The sequence below is a fragment of the Microvirga sp. 2YAF29 genome (assembly GCF_052114605.1).
GTDB lineage: Bacteria > Pseudomonadota > Alphaproteobacteria > Rhizobiales > Beijerinckiaceae > Microvirga.
On the sequence record NZ_JBFRFB010000001.1, the window covers coordinates 470,310 to 486,855 of the forward strand.

At 61.1% G+C, this 16,546-nt stretch carries 15 protein-coding genes and 1 pseudogene; 5 read left to right on the forward strand and 11 right to left on the reverse strand.

Annotated features, from left to right (window positions below):
• The first annotated feature begins 109 nt into the window (after nt 1-109).
• Both AB4Y85_RS02190 and glnA read left to right on the forward strand, forming a co-directional pair.
• Nucleotides 110-448, forward strand: coding sequence for a P-II family nitrogen regulator (locus AB4Y85_RS02190; RefSeq protein WP_009490961.1), 339 nt, complete (start codon nt 110-112; stop codon nt 446-448).
• 69 nt (nt 449-517) lie between these two features.
• Nucleotides 518-1,927, forward strand: a complete 1,410-nt coding sequence (gene glnA, locus AB4Y85_RS02195) for a type I glutamate--ammonia ligase (protein WP_441983204.1) — start codon at nt 518-520, stop codon at nt 1,925-1,927.
• A 458-nt stretch (nt 1,928-2,385) separates the two neighbouring features.
• On the opposite strand, the gene AB4Y85_RS02200 is transcribed toward glnA, so the two are convergent.
• Both AB4Y85_RS02200 and AB4Y85_RS02205 read right to left on the reverse strand, forming a co-directional pair.
• The gene (locus AB4Y85_RS02200) at nt 2,386-3,036 is read right to left on the reverse strand and encodes an outer membrane protein (RefSeq protein WP_441983205.1); all 651 of its coding nucleotides are present in this window, start codon (nt 3,034-3,036) and stop codon (nt 2,386-2,388) included.
• A gap of 310 nt (nt 3,037-3,346) precedes the next feature.
• The gene (locus AB4Y85_RS02205; RefSeq protein WP_441983206.1) at nt 3,347-4,045 is read right to left on the reverse strand and encodes an alpha/beta fold hydrolase; all 699 of its coding nucleotides are present in this window, start codon (nt 4,043-4,045) and stop codon (nt 3,347-3,349) included.
• Nucleotides 4,046-4,217: 172 nt separating this feature from the next.
• On the opposite strand from AB4Y85_RS02205, the gene AB4Y85_RS02210 reads away from it, so the two are divergent.
• Nucleotides 4,218-5,690 carry a DEAD/DEAH box helicase gene (locus AB4Y85_RS02210; protein WP_441983207.1) on the forward strand — a complete coding sequence of 491 codons (1,473 nt, stop codon included), beginning with the start codon at nt 4,218-4,220 and terminating at the stop codon, nt 5,688-5,690.
• Here the strand turns inward: AB4Y85_RS02210 and AB4Y85_RS02215 are convergent.
• From AB4Y85_RS02215 to AB4Y85_RS02250, 8 genes are all read right to left on the reverse strand, one after another.
• A complete protein-coding gene (locus AB4Y85_RS02215) occupies nt 5,687-6,079 on the reverse strand; it encodes a TfoX/Sxy family protein (RefSeq protein ID WP_441983208.1) in 393 nt (130 codons plus the stop codon). The genes AB4Y85_RS02210 and AB4Y85_RS02215 overlap by 4 nt on opposite strands.
• Nucleotides 6,080-6,082: 3 nt before the next feature.
• A complete protein-coding gene (locus AB4Y85_RS02220; protein ID WP_441983209.1) occupies nt 6,083-6,463 on the reverse strand; it encodes a HesB/IscA family protein in 381 nt (126 codons plus the stop codon).
• 221 nt (nt 6,464-6,684) lie between these two features.
• Nucleotides 6,685-7,068, reverse strand: coding sequence for an SUF system Fe-S cluster assembly protein (locus AB4Y85_RS02225; RefSeq protein WP_441983210.1), 384 nt, complete (start codon nt 7,066-7,068; stop codon nt 6,685-6,687).
• A gap of 12 nt (nt 7,069-7,080) precedes the next feature.
• Nucleotides 7,081-8,316, reverse strand: a complete 1,236-nt coding sequence (locus AB4Y85_RS02230) for a cysteine desulfurase (RefSeq protein WP_441983211.1) — start codon at nt 8,314-8,316, stop codon at nt 7,081-7,083.
• A gap of 115 nt (nt 8,317-8,431) precedes the next feature.
• Nucleotides 8,432-9,745 carry a Fe-S cluster assembly protein SufD gene (gene sufD, locus AB4Y85_RS02235; protein ID WP_441983212.1) on the reverse strand — a complete coding sequence of 438 codons (1,314 nt, stop codon included), beginning with the start codon at nt 9,743-9,745 and terminating at the stop codon, nt 8,432-8,434.
• A gap of 1 nt (nt 9,746) precedes the next feature.
• A complete protein-coding gene (gene sufC, locus AB4Y85_RS02240; RefSeq protein WP_441983213.1) occupies nt 9,747-10,499 on the reverse strand; it encodes a Fe-S cluster assembly ATPase SufC in 753 nt (250 codons plus the stop codon).
• Nucleotides 10,500-10,620: 121 nt separating this feature from the next.
• Nucleotides 10,621-12,093: a Fe-S cluster assembly protein SufB gene (gene sufB, locus AB4Y85_RS02245; protein WP_441983214.1), complete on the reverse strand. Its 1,473-nt coding sequence runs from the start codon at nt 12,091-12,093 to the stop codon at nt 10,621-10,623.
• A gap of 71 nt (nt 12,094-12,164) precedes the next feature.
• Nucleotides 12,165-13,337: a cysteine desulfurase family protein gene (locus AB4Y85_RS02250; protein ID WP_441983215.1), complete on the reverse strand. Its 1,173-nt coding sequence runs from the start codon at nt 13,335-13,337 to the stop codon at nt 12,165-12,167.
• Between the two features lie 230 nt (nt 13,338-13,567).
• Between AB4Y85_RS02250 and AB4Y85_RS02255 the strand changes: the two genes are divergently transcribed.
• Nucleotides 13,568-14,224: an alpha/beta hydrolase gene (locus tag AB4Y85_RS02255; RefSeq protein WP_441983216.1), complete on the forward strand. Its 657-nt coding sequence runs from the start codon at nt 13,568-13,570 to the stop codon at nt 14,222-14,224.
• Between the two features lie 201 nt (nt 14,225-14,425).
• Nucleotides 14,426-15,375: pseudogene (locus AB4Y85_RS02260) on the forward strand (IS630 family transposase).
• Nucleotides 15,376-15,484: 109 nt separating this feature from the next.
• Here AB4Y85_RS02260 and AB4Y85_RS02265 read toward each other — a convergent pair.
• On the reverse strand, nt 15,485-16,546 hold a 1,062-nt coding region (locus tag AB4Y85_RS02265), incomplete at its 5' end, for a calcium-binding protein (RefSeq protein ID WP_441983217.1).

Genomic DNA, 16,546 nt, shown 5'->3' on the forward strand with positions numbered 1-16,546 from the left:
GCATGTGCACTGTAGAGCAGCAAAAGCGCCTCATTTGGAAAGATGAATCCATGGAAGGGGCCTCACGCTGGTGCTAAAAGCGGCAATCTCGAACTGAAACGGTCATCCGATGAAGAAAATCGAAGCCATCATCAAGCCTTTCAAGCTGGATGAAGTCAAAGAAGCTCTCCAGGAGGTCGGTCTCCAAGGAATAACCGTGATCGAAGCGAAGGGCTTCGGGCGCCAGAAGGGCCATACCGAACTCTATCGCGGGGCGGAGTATGTCGTCGACTTCCTGCCCAAGGTGAAGCTCGAGATCGTCCTTAACGACGACATGGCGGAAAGCGCCATCGAAGCCATCCGCAAGGCCGCCCAAACGGGCCGCATCGGAGATGGCAAGATCTTCGTTTCGACGGTCGAAGAGGCCGTCCGCATCAGAACAGGCGAGACCGGATCCGACGCGATCTGACAACGCTTCCATGAACCAAGGCTTGAAGCCTCGGAATTACTCTCAAGGGCAGAAGAGGACTGAATAATCATGCAGACCGTCAAGGATGCGCTCAAGGCGATCAAGGACAACGACGTCAAATACGTCGACTTCCGTTTCACGGATCCGCGCGGCAAGTGGCAGCATGTGACGTTCGACGTCTCGATGGTCGATGAGGACATGTTCGCCGACGGCATCATGTTCGACGGTTCTTCCATCGCCGGCTGGAAGGCGATCAACGAGTCCGACATGACCCTCATGCCCGACCCGACGACCGCTCAGCTGGACCCGTTCTTCTCGGCCTCCACCCTGTCGATCAACTGCGACATTCTCGAGCCGGCCACGGGCGAGCCCTATAACCGCGACCCGCGCGGCATCGCCAAGAAGGCCGAGGCCTTCCTGAAGTCCACCGGCATCGCCGACACGGTCTATGTGGGCCCCGAGGCCGAGTTCTTCGTGTTCGACGATGTGCGCTTCTCGTCCGATCCCTACAACACCGGCTTCAAGCTCGATGCCGCCGAGCTGCCGATCAACGGCGACACCGCTTATGAAGGCGGCAACCTCGGCCACCGCATCCCGGTCAAGGGCGGCTACTTCCCGGTTCCGCCGCTGGATTCTGCTCAGGACATGCGCAGCGAAATGCTCGCCGCCATGAAGGCTATGGGCGTGACGGTCGAGAAGCACCACCACGAAGTGGCTTCCGCCCAGCACGAGCTCGGCACCAAGTTCAACACCCTCGTGAAGACCGCCGACGAGATGCAGATTTACAAGTACTGCATCCACAACGTCGCTCAGTCCTACGGCAAGACGGCCACCTTCATGCCGAAGCCGGTATATGGCGATAACGGCTCGGGCATGCACGTTCACCAGTCCCTCTGGAAGGACGGCAAGCCTCTTTTCGCCGGTAACAAATATGCCGACCTGTCCCAGGAGTGCCTGTGGTACATCGGCGGCATCATCAAGCACGCCAAGGCGCTGAACGCCTTCACCAACCCGTCGACGAACTCCTACAAGCGTCTTGTCCCGGGCTACGAGGCTCCGGTTCTGCTGGCCTACTCGGCTCGTAACCGCTCGGCCTCCTGCCGTATTCCGTGGACGACTTCGCCGAAGGCCAAGCGCGTCGAGATCCGCTTCCCCGATCCGACCGCCAACCCGTATCTCGCTTTCACGGCGATCATGATGGCAGGCCTCGACGGCATCCTGAACAAGATCGATCCCGGCCAGGCGATGGACAAGGATCTCTACGATCTGCCTCCGCGCGAGCTGAAGAAGATCCCGACAGTCTGCGGCTCGCTCCGCGAAGCTCTCGCGAGCGTTGACAAGGATCGCGCCTTCCTCAAGGCCGGCGGCGTCTTCAGCGATGACTTCATCGACAGCTACATCGAGCTGAAGATGGCCGAGGTCGCTCGCTTCGAGATGACCCCGCACCCGGTCGAATTCCAGATGTACTATTCCTGCTAATCGGACGAGTATCCTCCCGGCTGCGTCAGCCGCAGCCAACCTTAGCCGGGGCCACAAGCCCCGGCTTTTTTTGTGTGCTGCATGAAGCGGGGCGGCTTCATCGCCCATCGCCTACATCCGAAGGACAGTCGTGCTCAACTCGGTGTCCTGGCAGCGTTATGCCAAGAACCTGAAAGAGCCGATCTTTGTCGCAGCCTACAAGGTCATTGCTATGGCGCTAAGCGACTGGGAGATGCGGAGAGACAAATTCCTATAGCGCTCATACTGCGCGTTTTTCATGCCCTTCATAGGCAACGCGAAGGCCAAGACCCAAGAAGCCAGCCCCAAAGAAGTCTCAGCAGGCCCCAAGCCCCAAGGCTCAAGGCTCAAGTTGAACCAGCCTCGCCGAGAGCCGGCCCATATAACGAAAAAAGCCCGGGTTTCCCCGGGCCTTTCGTCTATCGCCGAAGCAATGGATCTTAGTAGGTCGAGAACTTGTAGTTCAGACCAGCGCGAACCACGCCGAACTCCTGCTCTTCCGTCGAGAAGGTCAGGCCGTTGAAGGTGTAGTCCTGGTCCTCGAGGTTCACGTACAGACCTTCGATCTTGCCGGTCAGGTTGTTCGTGAAGGCGTACTCGAGACCGCCGCCGAGGGTCCAGCCAGCGCGGTCGTCAGCGAAGGCGAAACCGCCGGTTGCGTAAACGAGAGCGCGGTCGAAGGCCACACCGGCGCGAGCGCGGACGGTGCCGAACCAATCGTCAGAGCCATCTTCGAAGATGCCGGCGCCGCCGAAGTCGTAGCGGTTGTCGCCGAAGTCAGCGTACTGGATGTCGCCTTCGAGACCGACAACGAACGAGCCGATCTGGTAGTTGTAGCCGACCTGAGCACCGCCGACGAAGCCGCCGTCATCGTTGCCGTTCGTGGAGACAACCACGCCGTTCGGGAAGGTGATGTTCGTGCCGTCGTTCCAGCCGTAGCCAGCGTTCACACCGACGTAGAAGCCGGTCCAGGTGAAGACCGGAACAGCAGCAACGATCGGAGCCGGAGCGCGGCGGGACGGGAGGTCAGCAGCCATTGCGCCAGCAGAGAAGGCGATGAGGGCGACCGAGGAGAGGAGGATCTTTTTCATTGTGTAAGTCCGTTCTTTATGAAGGCTATGGCTGCGCTTGTAACCTAGCCCGGCGGAGTCGTCTGTCACTTTTGCGCAACAGTTAACAGCAGTCGTAGCGTAACCCTGTTCGAGACAGAATTCTTAGAACGCTCAAGCTACTTTGACAACTCTATTACCCAAGGTCATTAACAGGCAATTAATCATCTATGACGTTGTTTTAGCAGCATAAATTTTATAGGCGCATTCTACAACGCGTCCAAACCGGCGCAGATGTGCGCAGTAACACATTATTGACCATACCCTACGGAAGGCCTCGGCTACCTCTTGGTCAGCCTTCTTCCAGCCAAAGCCGCATGGCCTGGATCACTCGTTCCGGCTGTTCCAATGTCGAAGTATGCCCGGCCCCTGGGACCACGGTGAGCGAGGCCCATTCGACCAGATCGGCCATTTCGCGGGCGACCTCAGGCGGGGTGATGATGTCGCCCTCCCCGACCAGAATCAGCGTGGGGATTTCGATTTCGGGCAAAAGCGGCCTGGAATCAGGCCGTCCCATGATCGCGCGCTGCTGCCGTATGAAGGTTTCGGGGCCCGTTTCCCGCATCATGCCGAACAGGACCTCCTGAAGCGCTTCGTCGGACTGGTGGTCTGCATGCACCAGACGCGGCCAGAGAAGCTCAAAGATATCCTCGAAGCGCCCTGCTTCGGCCAAGGCGATCTGGCGCTCGCGATTCTGCCGGGTCTCGGGGGTATCCGGCCGAGCGGTCGTATCAAGCAGGGTAAGGCGTGAGACGCGCTCGGGTGCCTGACGCATCACTTCCATGGCCACATAACCGCCCATGGAGAGACCGGCGAGGGCGAAGCGCTCGGGCGCACCCTTCAACAGGCGCTGTGCAATGGCCGGAATCGAATCGTCCTGCCGGTGGTCGGCGACGACGACATTTCTGTCTGTGGAAAGAGCCGAAATTTGCGGCTCGAACAGGCGGCCCGTGCAAGCCAGACCCGGAATCAAAATGAGAGTTTCGCCCATCGGCCGTTTTCCTTGGAAGTTTCCTTGTATTGACAAGCCCATAGCTTACCCTATGGTCCCGCCACACCTAAAACTTGAGTACAAGCCTCAAGTGAAACCAGTCTTGCGCCCGTTTGTTGCCGTAGAGCGCCGCCGGCATCCAAAGCGCACCAGCTCAACGGTTTAGATATTCATGTCGTTCGCCGAACTCGGACTTAGCGATAAAGTACAGCAGGCTGTCGCCACCGCCGGCTATTCAGAGCCGACCCCGATTCAGGCCCAGGCCATTCCTCATGTGCTCGCCCGCAAGGACGTGCTGGGGATCGCCCAGACGGGCACGGGCAAGACCGCCGCTTTCACGCTCCCGATGCTGACCCTCCTCGAGACGGGACGGGCCCGGGCCCGCATGCCGCGCACCCTCATTCTCGAGCCTACGCGCGAGCTCGCAGCGCAGGTCGAGGACAATTTCGACAAGTACGGCATCAATCATCGCCTTTCCGTCGCCCTGCTGATCGGCGGCGTTTCCTTCGGCGACCAGGATGCCAAGATCACCCGCGGCGTAGACGTGCTCATCGCCACTCCAGGCCGCCTGCTGGATCATTTCGAACGCGGCAAGCTGCTGCTGACCGGCGTCGAGCTGCTGGTGATCGACGAAGCCGACCGCATGCTCGATATGGGCTTCATCCCGGATATCGAGCGCATCGTGAAGCTGGTGCCCTTCACCCGCCAGACCCTTTTCTTCTCCGCGACCATGCCGCCGGAAATCCAGCGCCTGGCCGATGCCTTCCTTCACAATCCGGTGAAGGTGGAAGTCGCCCGCGCCGCTTCGACGGCAGCCACGATCACTCAGCGCCTCGTGGCGACGGGGCGTGAGGATTTCGATAAGCGCGAGACCCTGCGCGAACTGATCCGCAACGCCACGGATCTCCAGAACGCGATCGTTTTCTGTAATCGCAAACGAGACGTGGCAGTTCTTCACCGCTCCCTGCAGAAGCATGGCTTCAGCGCTGTGGCCCTCCATGGCGACATGGACCAGCATGCCCGCATGGCGGCCCTCGAAAGCTTCCGCAGCGGCGAGATGCCGATTTTGGTGGCGAGTGACGTGGCCGCCCGTGGTCTCGACATCCCCACTGTGAGCCATGTCTTTAATTATGACGTGCCCCATCATGCGGAGGATTACGTCCACCGCATCGGCCGTACGGGCCGCGCCGGCCGTGCGGGACAGGCCTTCACGCTGGTGGGCCCGGGAGACGAGAAGTCTCTCGCCGCCATCGAAAAGCTGATCACCACACAGGTTGAATGGGAAGGCCAGACACTTGCCGAGCGCCCGGCCTCCGAGAGTTCCTCACGCCGTCGCGGCGGTGGACGTGGCGGCCGTGAGGGGCGTGACGACGAGCGCTCATCCCGTGGTCGCAAGGTGAAAGTCCGCTCCAGTTCCGACCGGCAGCGCCAAACGGCCGAAAAGCCGGTGGAAGTCGAGGCTCCAGCCTTGAGCGCCCCGCAGCCCGAGCAGGAGCGCCGCACCCGCCCCGAGCGCGAGCGTCAGCAGCCGAAGCAGGAACAGCGCCGCCCGCGCCGCGATGACGACAACGAGCCATCGGTGAAGGGACTGGGCGATCACGTGCCAGCCTTCCTCATGCGTCCCGTGACGATCAAAAAGTCTTAAAGAAAAGGCTCAGAAGCAGGCTTTCGCACTTTCCGGGCGGGGGCTTTACTTTTGGGCTTCTTCGCCCCCGCCGCTTTCCGGCGCTGGGCGGCCTGCAGGGCCATTCGGCCCAAGTGTGTAGCTTCATCCGGATCGTCCAGGGCCGATTCCGGCATGAGCCAGTAGCTCATGGCGGTGGTCCTGCCGTCCTTGGCCGTGTAGGCAAAGGGCCGGGAGCCCAGATCGCGAAAGGTCTCGACGCTTTCGTCGTCGACCTTCAGGTACAATTCGCCATAGGCCTCCAGAGCGAACATCAGCTCACTCTGGTAGACGCCCTGCCCTCCGAACATCCTGCGAATGTGAATCGGCCCGAGACCCCGGAAAATATCTCGGATGGTCTCGGCATCCATGGATCAGCCTGCCGATTGAAGACCCGCCGGCGTGGCCGGCGTGATCGCGACGGATTCGCCGCAGCCGCAGGCCGAGGTCTGGTTAGGGTTGTTGAACACGAACTGGGACGACATTTTCGAGGTCTGGAAGTCCATTTCCGTGCCGAGCAGGAACAGCACCGCTTTCGGATCGATGAGCACGGTCACGCCCTTATCCTCGATCACCTCGTCGAGCGGGTTGATGCTCTCGGCATATTCCATGGTGTAGGACATGCCGGCGCAGCCGCCGTTCTTGACGCCCACGCGCACGCCGACAATGGGCTTGTCGGCTTTCGCGATGATATCCTTCACGCGGGTTGCCGCCGCGTCGCTCAAGGTGACGACCTTGAAACCGGGTAGAGCCATTGGCCTTCTCTCCTGGCAGCCGGGTTCAAGGCCCGGGCAGAACGAGTACGATTATCCTTAGATAAGAGATGGGAACGAAAACGTCGAGAGCGGACAGGGTTGTGCATACGGTCCAGGTCTACCCTATGGGAAGAACCTAACCTGCTTGGCATTCTGACGCGGCGAGCTGGCGCCTCGCCCCCTTGTCGGCCCGGCATTTTACGGATGCAGCCCAGGAATCCCTACCACATATCCAATGCGACGCGGGCCTCGTCGGACATGCGGCTCTGGTCCCACGGCGGGTCGAAGATGATGGTGGCCTTGACGCTCTGGACGCCCGGCACGGCGGCGACCGCGTTCTCTACCCAGCCCGGCATCTCGCCCGCAACGGGGCAGCCCGGGGCAGTGAGGGTCATGTCGATGGCCACGTTGCGGTCGTCGTCGATATCGACGCGGTAGATCAGGCCGAGCTCGTAGATATCGGACGGAATCTCGGGGTCATAGACGGTCTTGAGGGCCGCGATGATGTCGTCCGTCATACGGTCGAGCTCTTCAGGCGGAAGCCCTGAACCGGGCGAGACCTGCGGCGCGTTGGGCCCGTCTTGGATGGGTGTCTGATCGTTCACAGGTTTGATCCTTCAGGCAAACAGGGCTTCGGCCTTCTGCAAGGCCTCCGCCAGCTTATCGACTTCTTCCATGGTGTTGTAGAGGCCGAATGAAGCACGGCAGGTGGAAGTGGCGCCAAACCGCTCCAGCAGGGGCATGGCGCAGTGAGTGCCCGCGCGAACCGCCACGCCCTGCCGGTCGATGATGGTCGCAACGTCATGGGCATGGGCGTTCTTCATCTCGAAGGCGAGAATAGGCCCTTTGCCCCGGGCCTTGCCAATGATGCGGATAGAGTTCATGGCGCCCAGCCGCTCATGAGCATAAACCGAGAGGGCCTCCTCATGGGCGCGGATGTTTTCCCGGCCCAGCTGGAGCATGAAGCGCAGGGCCGCATCGAGACCGATGGCCTCGATGATGGCCGGAGTTCCGGCCTCGAAGCGGTGCGGCGGATCGTTGTAGGTGATCGCGTCCTGCTTCACCTCGCGGATCATCTCGCCGCCGCCTGAATAAGGCGGCATCTTTTCGAGCAGCGCGCGCTTGCCGTAGAGAACGCCGATGCCGGTCGGTCCATAGACCTTGTGGCCGGTGAATACATAGAAATCCGCATCGAGGTCGCGCACATCCACATCGAGATGCACGGCGCCCTGCGCACCGTCCACAAGAACGGGCACGCCGTGGGCATGGGCGATGCGGATGATGTCCTTGATCGGCGTCACTGTGCCGGTCACGTTCGACATATGCGTGATGGCGACGATCTTGGTGCGGGGCGAAATCAGCTTCTCGAACTCGTCGAGAAGGAAATTACCCTCGTCGTCCACCGGAGCCCACTTGATCACGGCACCCTTGCGCTCGCGCAGGAAATGCCAGGGCACGATATTGGAATGGTGCTCCATGATGGAGAGGATGATCTCGTCACCCTCCCCGATATTCATGCGCCCGAACGAATCCGCCACGAGGTTGTAGGCTTCCGTCGCCGACTTGGTGAAGACGATCTCATCCACAGAAGCGGCGTTGAGGAACGAGCGCACTGTCTCGCGAGCCTGCTCGAAGCCTTCGGTCGCCACATTCGCCATGTAGTGCAGGCCGCGATGAACATTCGCGTAGCCCGTCTGCATGGTGTTCACCATGGCGTCGATCACCGCGAGGGGCTTTTGCGCCGAGGCGGCGTTGTCGAGATAGACGAGCGGCTTGCCATAAACCTGCTCGCCCAGGATCGGAAACTGAGCCCGGATCGCTTCGACGTCGTATGGCTTCACGGGAGCATTCATTGCCTGATCCATTTCTCTGCCGTCATGGCCGGGCTTATCCGGCCATCCCGATGCGAAAAGAGTGGCCCTCTCCCAATCGGGATCACCGGCACAAGGACGGTGATGACGTGATGGGTTATGACCTGGCCTGCAGCCAGCCCTCAACGGTGCCGATCAGAGCCTCGCGGGCGGCCTCGTTCTCGACGAACTCGATAGCCTCACCGAGGAAGGCCTGGACCAGCAGGCTCTCGGCCACCTTCTTCGGCAGGCCGCGGGCCATGAGGTAGAACAGGAGATCCTCGTCGAGCTGGCCGCAGGTGGCGCCGTGGGCGCACTGCACGTCGTCGGCGAAGATTTCGAGTTCCGGCTTGTTGTTCATCGAACCGCCCTCCTCCAGGAGGAGCGCCGCCGACATCATGCGACCGTCGGTTTTCTGAGCGTGATGCGGAACGATGATCTTGCCCTGGAAGACGCCGGTCGCCTCGTTGTCGATGACCGTCTTGAACAGCTCGCGGCTCTCGCAATGGAGAGCGTTGTGCTCGACCACCAGAGTGGAATCGCTATGCTGCGTTCCTTTCAGCATCGTCGCGCCGTTGACGCGCAGGTTCGTGTTCTCGCCATTGAGAATGGCGTAAACCTGATGGCGGGACACGGCTGGGCCGGCCACCACGTTGATGCTGTTGAACAATGCATCGGCGCCGACCTTCAGGGCCAGCGTCGACAGGGCCAGCGACTTGTCGCCTTCCGCATTCACGCGCACGTGCTGCACATTGGTGCGGTCGCCCGCGATCAGCTCGATCACGTCGTTCGGCTGATGGTTCGCGCCGTTCGTGCTCTCGTGGCTTTCGAGCAGGGTGACGGACGCCCCCTCCTCCACCACCACAAGAATGCGGGTCGCGGTGGCGACCGCCGAGGCAGAAGACGTCACGAAGCGCAGGTGAACCGGTGTCTCTACAGGGCCTGCCACGCGGATCATGACGCCATCGGCCATGAATGAGGTGTTGAGCTGGTAAACCGGGTTCTCGCTCGCCCACGGAACCGGGCTGAGCTTCGCCAGCCACTCATGGCCGTTCGCCAGAGCCTCGGCCAGGGGCACGATCTCGATGTTCTCGGGCAGGTTATGGAAGTCCACCGCATCGCGCACGAAATGGCCGTTCACGAACGGAACCTGAAGCGCCTCGATGCCGGAGAGCGTCTTGGCGCTCTGGATTGCCGCCTTCGCTTCTTCCGCCGAGGGCACGCCCGCGAAAGGCGCAACCTCACGCATCAGGGCGCGCAGGTCGGTGTATTTGAACTCCTCGACGCGGCGGTGCGGGAGGCCGCGCGAGTTGAACTGCTCGAAAGCCTGGGCGCGCGATTCTGCATCGCCCGGGAGCGCGGACTTCGCGCTCTCGAAGGCCTGCACCAGAGCGGTTTCCGCTGGCGTCTTCATGAGGGTCACGTCAGCCATCTTAAGCGGCCTCGCTTTCCCGGTAATCGGCATAGCCGTTGGCCTCGAGCTCGAGCGCCAGGTCCTTGCCGCCCGAGCGCACGATGCGGCCGCCATGCATCACGTGCACGGTGTCGGGCACGATGTGGTTCAAGAGACGCTGATAGTGCGTAATGACGAGGAAGGCGCGATCCGGCGAACGGAGCGCGTTCACTCCCTCGGACACGATGCGAAGCGCGTCGATGTCGAGGCCGGAATCGGTTTCGTCGAGGATGCAGAAGGACGGCTGGAGCAGCGCCATCTGCAGGATCTCCATGCGCTTCTTCTCACCGCCGGAGAAGCCGACGTTGAGAGCGCGCTTGAGCATGTCCTTCGGAATTTCGAGCTTCGCGGCCGCCGCGTTCACACGCTTGATGAAGTCGGGGGTCGTCAGCTCGTCCTCGCCACGCGCCTTGCGCTGGGCGTTCAGGGTTGCCTTGAGGAAGGTCATCGAACCGACGCCAGGGATTTCCAGCGGATACTGGAAGGCTAGGAACACACCAGCGACGGCGCGCTCATCCGCTCCCATTTCCAACAGGTTCTGGCCGTCGAGCAGGATCTCGCCGTCGAGGATCTCATAATCCTGCTTGCCGGCGATCACATACGAAAGCGTCGACTTGCCCGAGCCATTTGGGCCCATGATAGCGGCGACCTCGCCATTGTTCACGGTGAGGTTGAGGCCGTTGAGAATGCGCTTGTCCTCGATCTGGACAACAAGATTTTTGATTTCGAGCATTGGTGAATTCCATCCACGTCATCCCGGACGGCTAAGAGCCGATCCGGGATCGTTATCCGAATTGAACTGGTTTTCGCGATCCCGGCTCTTAGCTTCGCTTGGCCGGGATGGCGTTTGTTCCTTAACCGACCGAGCCTTCCAGCGAGATCGAGATCAGCTTCTGCGCCTCTACTGCGAACTCCATCGGGAGATGCTGCAGCACGTCCTTCACGAAGCCGTTCACGATGAGCGCGGTCGCCTCTTCCGCTGAGAGACCCCGCTGCTGGCAGTAGAACATCTGATCTTCCGAGATCTTCGATGTCGTCGCCTCGTGCTCGAACACGGCGGTGGCGTTCTTCGACTCGATGTAGGGCACCGTGTGCGCGCCGCACTGGTTGCCGATCAGCAACGAGTCGCAATTCGTGAAGTTGCGCGCGCCGGTCGCCTTGCGGTGAGCCGACACGAGGCCGCGATAGGTGTTCTCGGATTTTCCGGCGGCGATACCCTTCGAGATGATCCGGCTCGTGGTGTTCTTGCCGAGATGGATCATCTTCGTGCCGGAATCGACCTGCTGCATACCGTTCGACACCGCAATCGAGTAGAACTCACCGCGCGAGCCATCGCCGCGCAGGATGCAGGACGGGTACTTCCACGTGATCGCCGAACCGGTCTCAACCTGGGTCCAGGTGATGATCGAGTTCTTGCCACGGCAATCGCCGCGCTTCGTCACGAAGTTGTAGATGCCGCCCCGACCCTCAGCGTCGCCGGGATACCAGTTCTGGACGGTCGAATATTTGATCTCGGCGTCGTCGAGCGCGATCAGCTCAACCACAGCGGCGTGGAGCTGGTTTTCGTCGCGCTTCGGGGCGGTGCAGCCTTCGAGATACGAGACGTAGGAGCCCTTGTCCGCGATGATGAGCGTACGCTCGAACTGGCCGGTATTCTTCTCATTGATGCGGAAATAGGTCGACAGTTCCATCGGGCAGCGCACGCCCGGCGGAATGTAGACGAACGAGCCGTCGGTGAAGACTGCCGAATTCAGCGTCGCGAAGAAGTTGTCCGTCACCGGAACCACGGTGCCGAGATACTGACGCACGAGGTCGGGATATTCGCGGATGGCCTCCGAAATCGGCATGAAGATCACGCCGGCCTTCTTAAGCTCTTCCTTGAAGGTCGTGGCGACCGACACGGAATCGAACACCGCGTCCACGGCAACCCGGCGCTGCGGCTCGACACCGGCCAGGATCTCCTGCTCGCGCAGCGGAATGCCGAGCTTCTCATAGGTCTTGAGAATCTCAGGGTCCACCTCGTCGAGGGACTTCGGCGCCGGGTTCTTCTTGGGAGCGGCGTAGTAGTAAATGTCGTTGTAGTCGATCTTGTCGTACGAAACGCGCGCCCAGTTCGGCTCGGTCATGGTGAGCCAGCGCTTATAGGCATCGAGGCGCCATGCGAGCATCCACTCGGGCTCGCCCTTCTTGGCCGAGATGAAACGGATCACGTCCTCGGAGAGGCCCTTCGGCGACTTCTCCATCTCGACTTCGGTCTCGAAGCCATACTTATATTGGTCGACGTCGATCGATCGAACCTGATCGATGGTCTCCTGCACTGCAGGCATCTGTCTCTCCCACCGCTCACGGCTTCAAGGGCCGGGGGGTTGATATGGACATGGAAAACTGGCGGAGCCTATCAGGCCGCGCTCGCCTTCCGCTTATATAAGGTGCCGACCACCCTTTCGCACGCCTCCGCAAAGCGGATTACGTCCTCTTTAGTGGTCTTCCACCCCAAACTCACTCGCAAAACGCCCTCGGCCAGGGTCGGCTCGACACCCATGGCATCAAGCACATGCGACCGCTTCACCTTTCCGGACGAGCAGGCCGAACCGGATGACAGGGCAATTCCCGCCAGATCGAAGGCGATCAACGCCGTCTCGGCCTTGAGGCCGGGTATGGCAAAGGCCAGCGTATTAGGCAACCTTTCCGCGCCTGCACCCACAACAAGAGCGTTCGGCGCGATACGCATAACCTCGGCCTGAGTCTCATCCCTCAGAACCTTGAGCCTGTCGGCCTCCGCCTCCAGGCAGGCCAGGGCGAGCTCTGCCGCCACGCCGAATCCGGCGATGCCGGCTACGTTCTCGGTGCCGGCACGGTAGTTCTTTTCCTGCCCGCCGCCTCGGATCAGCTTGTCGCCGATCTCGTATTGGTCGGAGGCCAGCACCAGAGCGCCGACGCCCTTCGGCCCGCCGAGCTTGTGCGCGGAGAGGGTCAGCGCATCGACGCCAAGGCTCGCGATATCCACCGGCATCCGCCCCGCAGCCTGGACCGCATCCGTATGGACGAGGCCCTTATAGGCATGAACGAGTGCCGCGATCTCAGCCACCGGCTGAATGACGCCTGTTTCGTTGTTGGCCAGTTGCACGGAGACGAGAGCCTGCTGCTCCCCTGCCTCTTCGAGGTGTGCCTTGAGCCAAGCCAGATCAAGGATTCCGTTGCGGTCGACCGGAATGATATCGATCTGACCTGCCGGGAAGCGGTGTCCATTGAGAATGCAGGGGTGCTCGGTCGCTCCGATCAGGAGCCTTGCCATTCCCGGCTGGCCGAGCCTGCGGAAGGACGGCGTCAATACCAGGTTGGCGGCCTCGGTGCCGCCGCTGGTGAAGATCGTGTTCTTGGCCTTGGCCCCGACGAGCTTGGCGACGCTTACCCGCCCTTCCTCGAGTTCGGCCCGCGCGGCGCGGCCTTCCATGTGGACGGAAGAAGCATTGCCGGGCACCTGGAGCACGCGCAGAACCACCTCCGCCACTTCAGGCCGCAGGGGCGAAGTGGCGTTATGATCGAGGTATGTACGCTGGCTCGATGCCATGGATCCTGCCTAAGCCTCACGAATATCTTGCAATTGACCCTGGGTGCCGTGCTAAAGCACCGCAGCCACATGTTCCCGAAGTTTCGCTGGGGTCTTATGCCCACTCGTTTTGAAACAAGGTAACAACTTAGAAGAATTCTAAAGGTTTTTTATGAGAATCCCTGGCCTTGGTCAAGGTCGCATGGGGTTTTCCCTCTCCCGGCGGAGAGGTGAGCAAGAGGTTCGCGTATATGCCTGAGGTCATCTTCACGGGCCCTGCCGGCCGCATCGAAGGCCGCTATCAGCCCGCCAAGGAAAAAGGCGCACCGATCGCCATCATCCTGCATCCGCACCCGCAGTTCGGCGGCACGATGAACAACCAGATCGTGTACAACCTGTACTATGATTTCGTGAAGCGTGGCTTCTCGGTGCTGCGCTTCAACTTCCGCGGCGTCGGCCGCAGCCAGGGCGCCTTCGACCATGGCCAGGGCGAGCTGTCGGATTCCGCCGCCGCCCTCGACTGGGCGCAGTCCATGAATCCGGATGCCCGTGCCTGCTGGATCGCCGGCGTGTCCTTCGGCGCCTGGATCGGCATGCAACTTCTCATGCGCCGTCCGGAGATCGAAGGTTTCATCTCGATTGCCGCCATGGCGAACCGTTACGACTTCTCATTCCTCGCCCCCTGCCCGTCCTCCGGCCTGTTCGTACACGGCTCGGAAGACCGTGTGGCCCCGGTGAAGGACGTAGTCAGCGTCATCGAGAAGGTGAAGACGCAGAAGGGCGTGAAGCTCGAGCATGCCGTCATTGATGGCGCGAACCACTTCTTCGATGGCAAGGTCGATGAACTGATGGTGTCCGTGGACGAGTATCTCGATATGCGCCTCGGCGCTACGGGAGAAACAGCTTAGCTAACCTGAGGGAGGCGGCAGCAAATACTGGACCCAATTTATGCCCAAACGACGTGGTGCTTAGGCTCTTATTCGGCGTAAAGCTCCGAAGAATGCAATTCCTATCCTAGAGCAACGTCGGTTCTGATGGAGTCGTTGGGGCTATGCGGCCTATCGGCTTCGTGATTCACTCATCTCGGCTCTCTTTGCAGGAGATGAGTGATGACCAAATCCTACTCGCTGGATCTGCGCCGCCGGGTGGCACGCTTTGTCGAAACGGGCCATTCCTGCCACGCCGCCGCCCACCACTTCGAGGTCTCCGTTGCGTTCGTGGTGCGGCTCATGGCGGCCTATCGCGCCTCCGGCAGCTTGGCCCCCAAGCCGGAGGGTGGCTGGCGCTACTCCAAGCTCGATCCCCATCGCGACTTCCTCATCCGCCGCGTGAGCGAGAAGGACGACATCACCATGCCCCAGCTCGCCGCAGAACTGACAGCCCTCGGCACAAAGGTCACGCCCGCTGCGATCTCGCACTGGTTCATTCGCCAGGGCTACTGCTTCAAAAAAAACGCTGCGGGCCAGCGAACAAGGACGCGCCGACGTGCGCCAGGCGCGCGAGCATTGGCGCGCGAAGCGCCAGCCGCGCATGCGCCAGGAGCCGCACCGGCTCGTCTTTCTCGATGAGACCGGCACCTCCACCAAGATGCCCCGCTTGCGTGGCCGCGGTCCCAAGGAGCAGCGTCTGTATGCCAAGGCACCCTTTGGCCATTGGCTGACACAAACCTTCATCGCGGGTCTGCGCTGCCAAGGGCTGACAGCACCGTGGGTGATTGATGGGCCGATGACCCGGCGCATCTTCGAGACCTATGTGGAGACCCAGCTTGCTCCAACCCTGTCGCCGGGCGCTGTGGTGATCCTCGACAACCTACCGGCGCATAAAAGCGAGAAGGCCGCACAGTGCCTGAAGCAACGAGGCGCCTGGTTTCTGTTCCTGCCGCCCTACAGTCCGGACTTGAACCCGATTGAGCTGGTCTTCTCCCAGATCAAGGCACACCTGCGCAAAGCCGAAGCCCGAACTGTCGAGGCGCTTTGGCGCCATCGGCGACATCTGTGATCTCGTCGAGCCCGAGGCGTGCCGCAACTACTTCACCGCGGCAGGATATGGCTTCGCCTGAATGACCGGTGCACTAGCCGCCTCACCTTTCCGCAAAACAGAAGGGCGCCGACAAGGTGGATGTCGGCGCCCTTCTGTTTTTAAGCAGGATTACGAGCGGACCGCCCTTTTTACACGAGCAGGAAGCTCGAGTACGTCAAGGCCAAACCCTTCGAGATATCGGCGAACTTGACCTGCGCCACAGCTCCAGAGCCGTCGGCATCGAAGAAGAGCTCACCAGTCGTGTTGTTGTAGACGACCTGACTATACTGCGTGACCGCGCGGGCTCCGATGCTGAAATTCCACTGCATAAGCTCGCCCGAACTGTAAGCCAAAAGGCCTTTAAACACCTGACCGTCCAACTCGAACTTGTCCTGCGAGACGTTGAAATCCGCGATGTAGTCGACATTTGACGGGCCGAGGGCCGCGTCGAACCGGAAGTGATCTGCCCCTCCGGCACCGGTCAGATGGTCGGAGCCCGCACCGCCAGAAAGGGTATCGTTGCCTTCGCCGCCGTGGAGTTCGTCATTGCCGCCACGGCCCTGCAAGAGGTCGTTACCATCCAGTCCCGACAGCGCATTGCCAATCTCATCGCCATTGAGCACGTCGCTGAACATAGAGCCCTGAAGACCACGGATAGCCTCGTAATAATCACCTGTCGCATCGCCGGTATTAGCTGCGCGATTGGCCAAGTCGGCAGTCACACCAGTGGTCGCATCGGTATAGGACGCCCAGTCGAAGTCGCCGCCGCCGACCAGTATGTCGGCACCGGCGCCTCCAATGAGAATGTCGTCACCGGCTCCACCGTGGAGATTGTCATTACCACCACGGCCAAGCAGCACGTCGTTACCGTCAAGACCCGACAGCGCATTCATGCTTCCGTCTCCGGCGAGGGAATCGGCGAAGTTCGAGCCTTGTAGCCCTTCAATCTCAATATAAACGTCGCCTGCAGCCTCGCCGGTGTTCACACCCCAGTTAGCCAGATCCACGCGCACGCCGGTTGTCGCGTCCGCGTACGAGGCCCAGTTGAAGCCCTCGCCTCCCACCAGCACGTCGGCACCCAGGCCGCCGCGCAGAATATCGTCGGAGCCTAGCCCGTAGAGGATGTTGTTCTTGGCATCGCCTGTCAGGATGTCGGTATATTGTGTGCCGGCGATGTTCTCGATGCCGTCATAGGTATCGCCCTTCGCCTC

Coding starts and splice junctions, on each gene's coding strand:
- AB4Y85_RS02205 (WP_441983206.1), bottom strand. CDS start 4,045: ATGGGCGAAACTCTCATTTTGATTCCGGGTCTGGCTTGCACGGGCCGC.
- AB4Y85_RS02220 (WP_441983209.1), bottom strand. CDS start 6,463: ATGGCTCTACCCGGTTTCAAGGTCGTCACCTTGAGCGACGCGGCGGCA.
- glnA (WP_441983204.1), top strand. CDS start 518: ATGCAGACCGTCAAGGATGCGCTCAAGGCGATCAAGGACAACGACGTC.
- AB4Y85_RS02255 (WP_441983216.1), top strand. CDS start 13,568: ATGCCTGAGGTCATCTTCACGGGCCCTGCCGGCCGCATCGAAGGCCGC.
- AB4Y85_RS02230 (WP_441983211.1), bottom strand. CDS start 8,316: ATGAATGCTCCCGTGAAGCCATACGACGTCGAAGCGATCCGGGCTCAG.
- sufC (WP_441983213.1), bottom strand. CDS start 10,499: ATGCTCGAAATCAAAAATCTTGTTGTCCAGATCGAGGACAAGCGCATT.
- sufB (WP_441983214.1), bottom strand. CDS start 12,093: ATGCCTGCAGTGCAGGAGACCATCGATCAGGTTCGATCGATCGACGTC.
- AB4Y85_RS02215 (WP_441983208.1), bottom strand. CDS start 6,079: ATGGATGCCGAGACCATCCGAGATATTTTCCGGGGTCTCGGGCCGATT.
- AB4Y85_RS02210 (WP_441983207.1), top strand. CDS start 4,218: ATGTCGTTCGCCGAACTCGGACTTAGCGATAAAGTACAGCAGGCTGTC.
- AB4Y85_RS02190 (WP_009490961.1), top strand. CDS start 110: ATGAAGAAAATCGAAGCCATCATCAAGCCTTTCAAGCTGGATGAAGTC.
- AB4Y85_RS02200 (WP_441983205.1), bottom strand. CDS start 3,036: ATGAAAAAGATCCTCCTCTCCTCGGTCGCCCTCATCGCCTTCTCTGCT.
- sufD (WP_441983212.1), bottom strand. CDS start 9,745: ATGGCTGACGTGACCCTCATGAAGACGCCAGCGGAAACCGCTCTGGTG.
- AB4Y85_RS02250 (WP_441983215.1), bottom strand. CDS start 13,337: ATGGCATCGAGCCAGCGTACATACCTCGATCATAACGCCACTTCGCCC.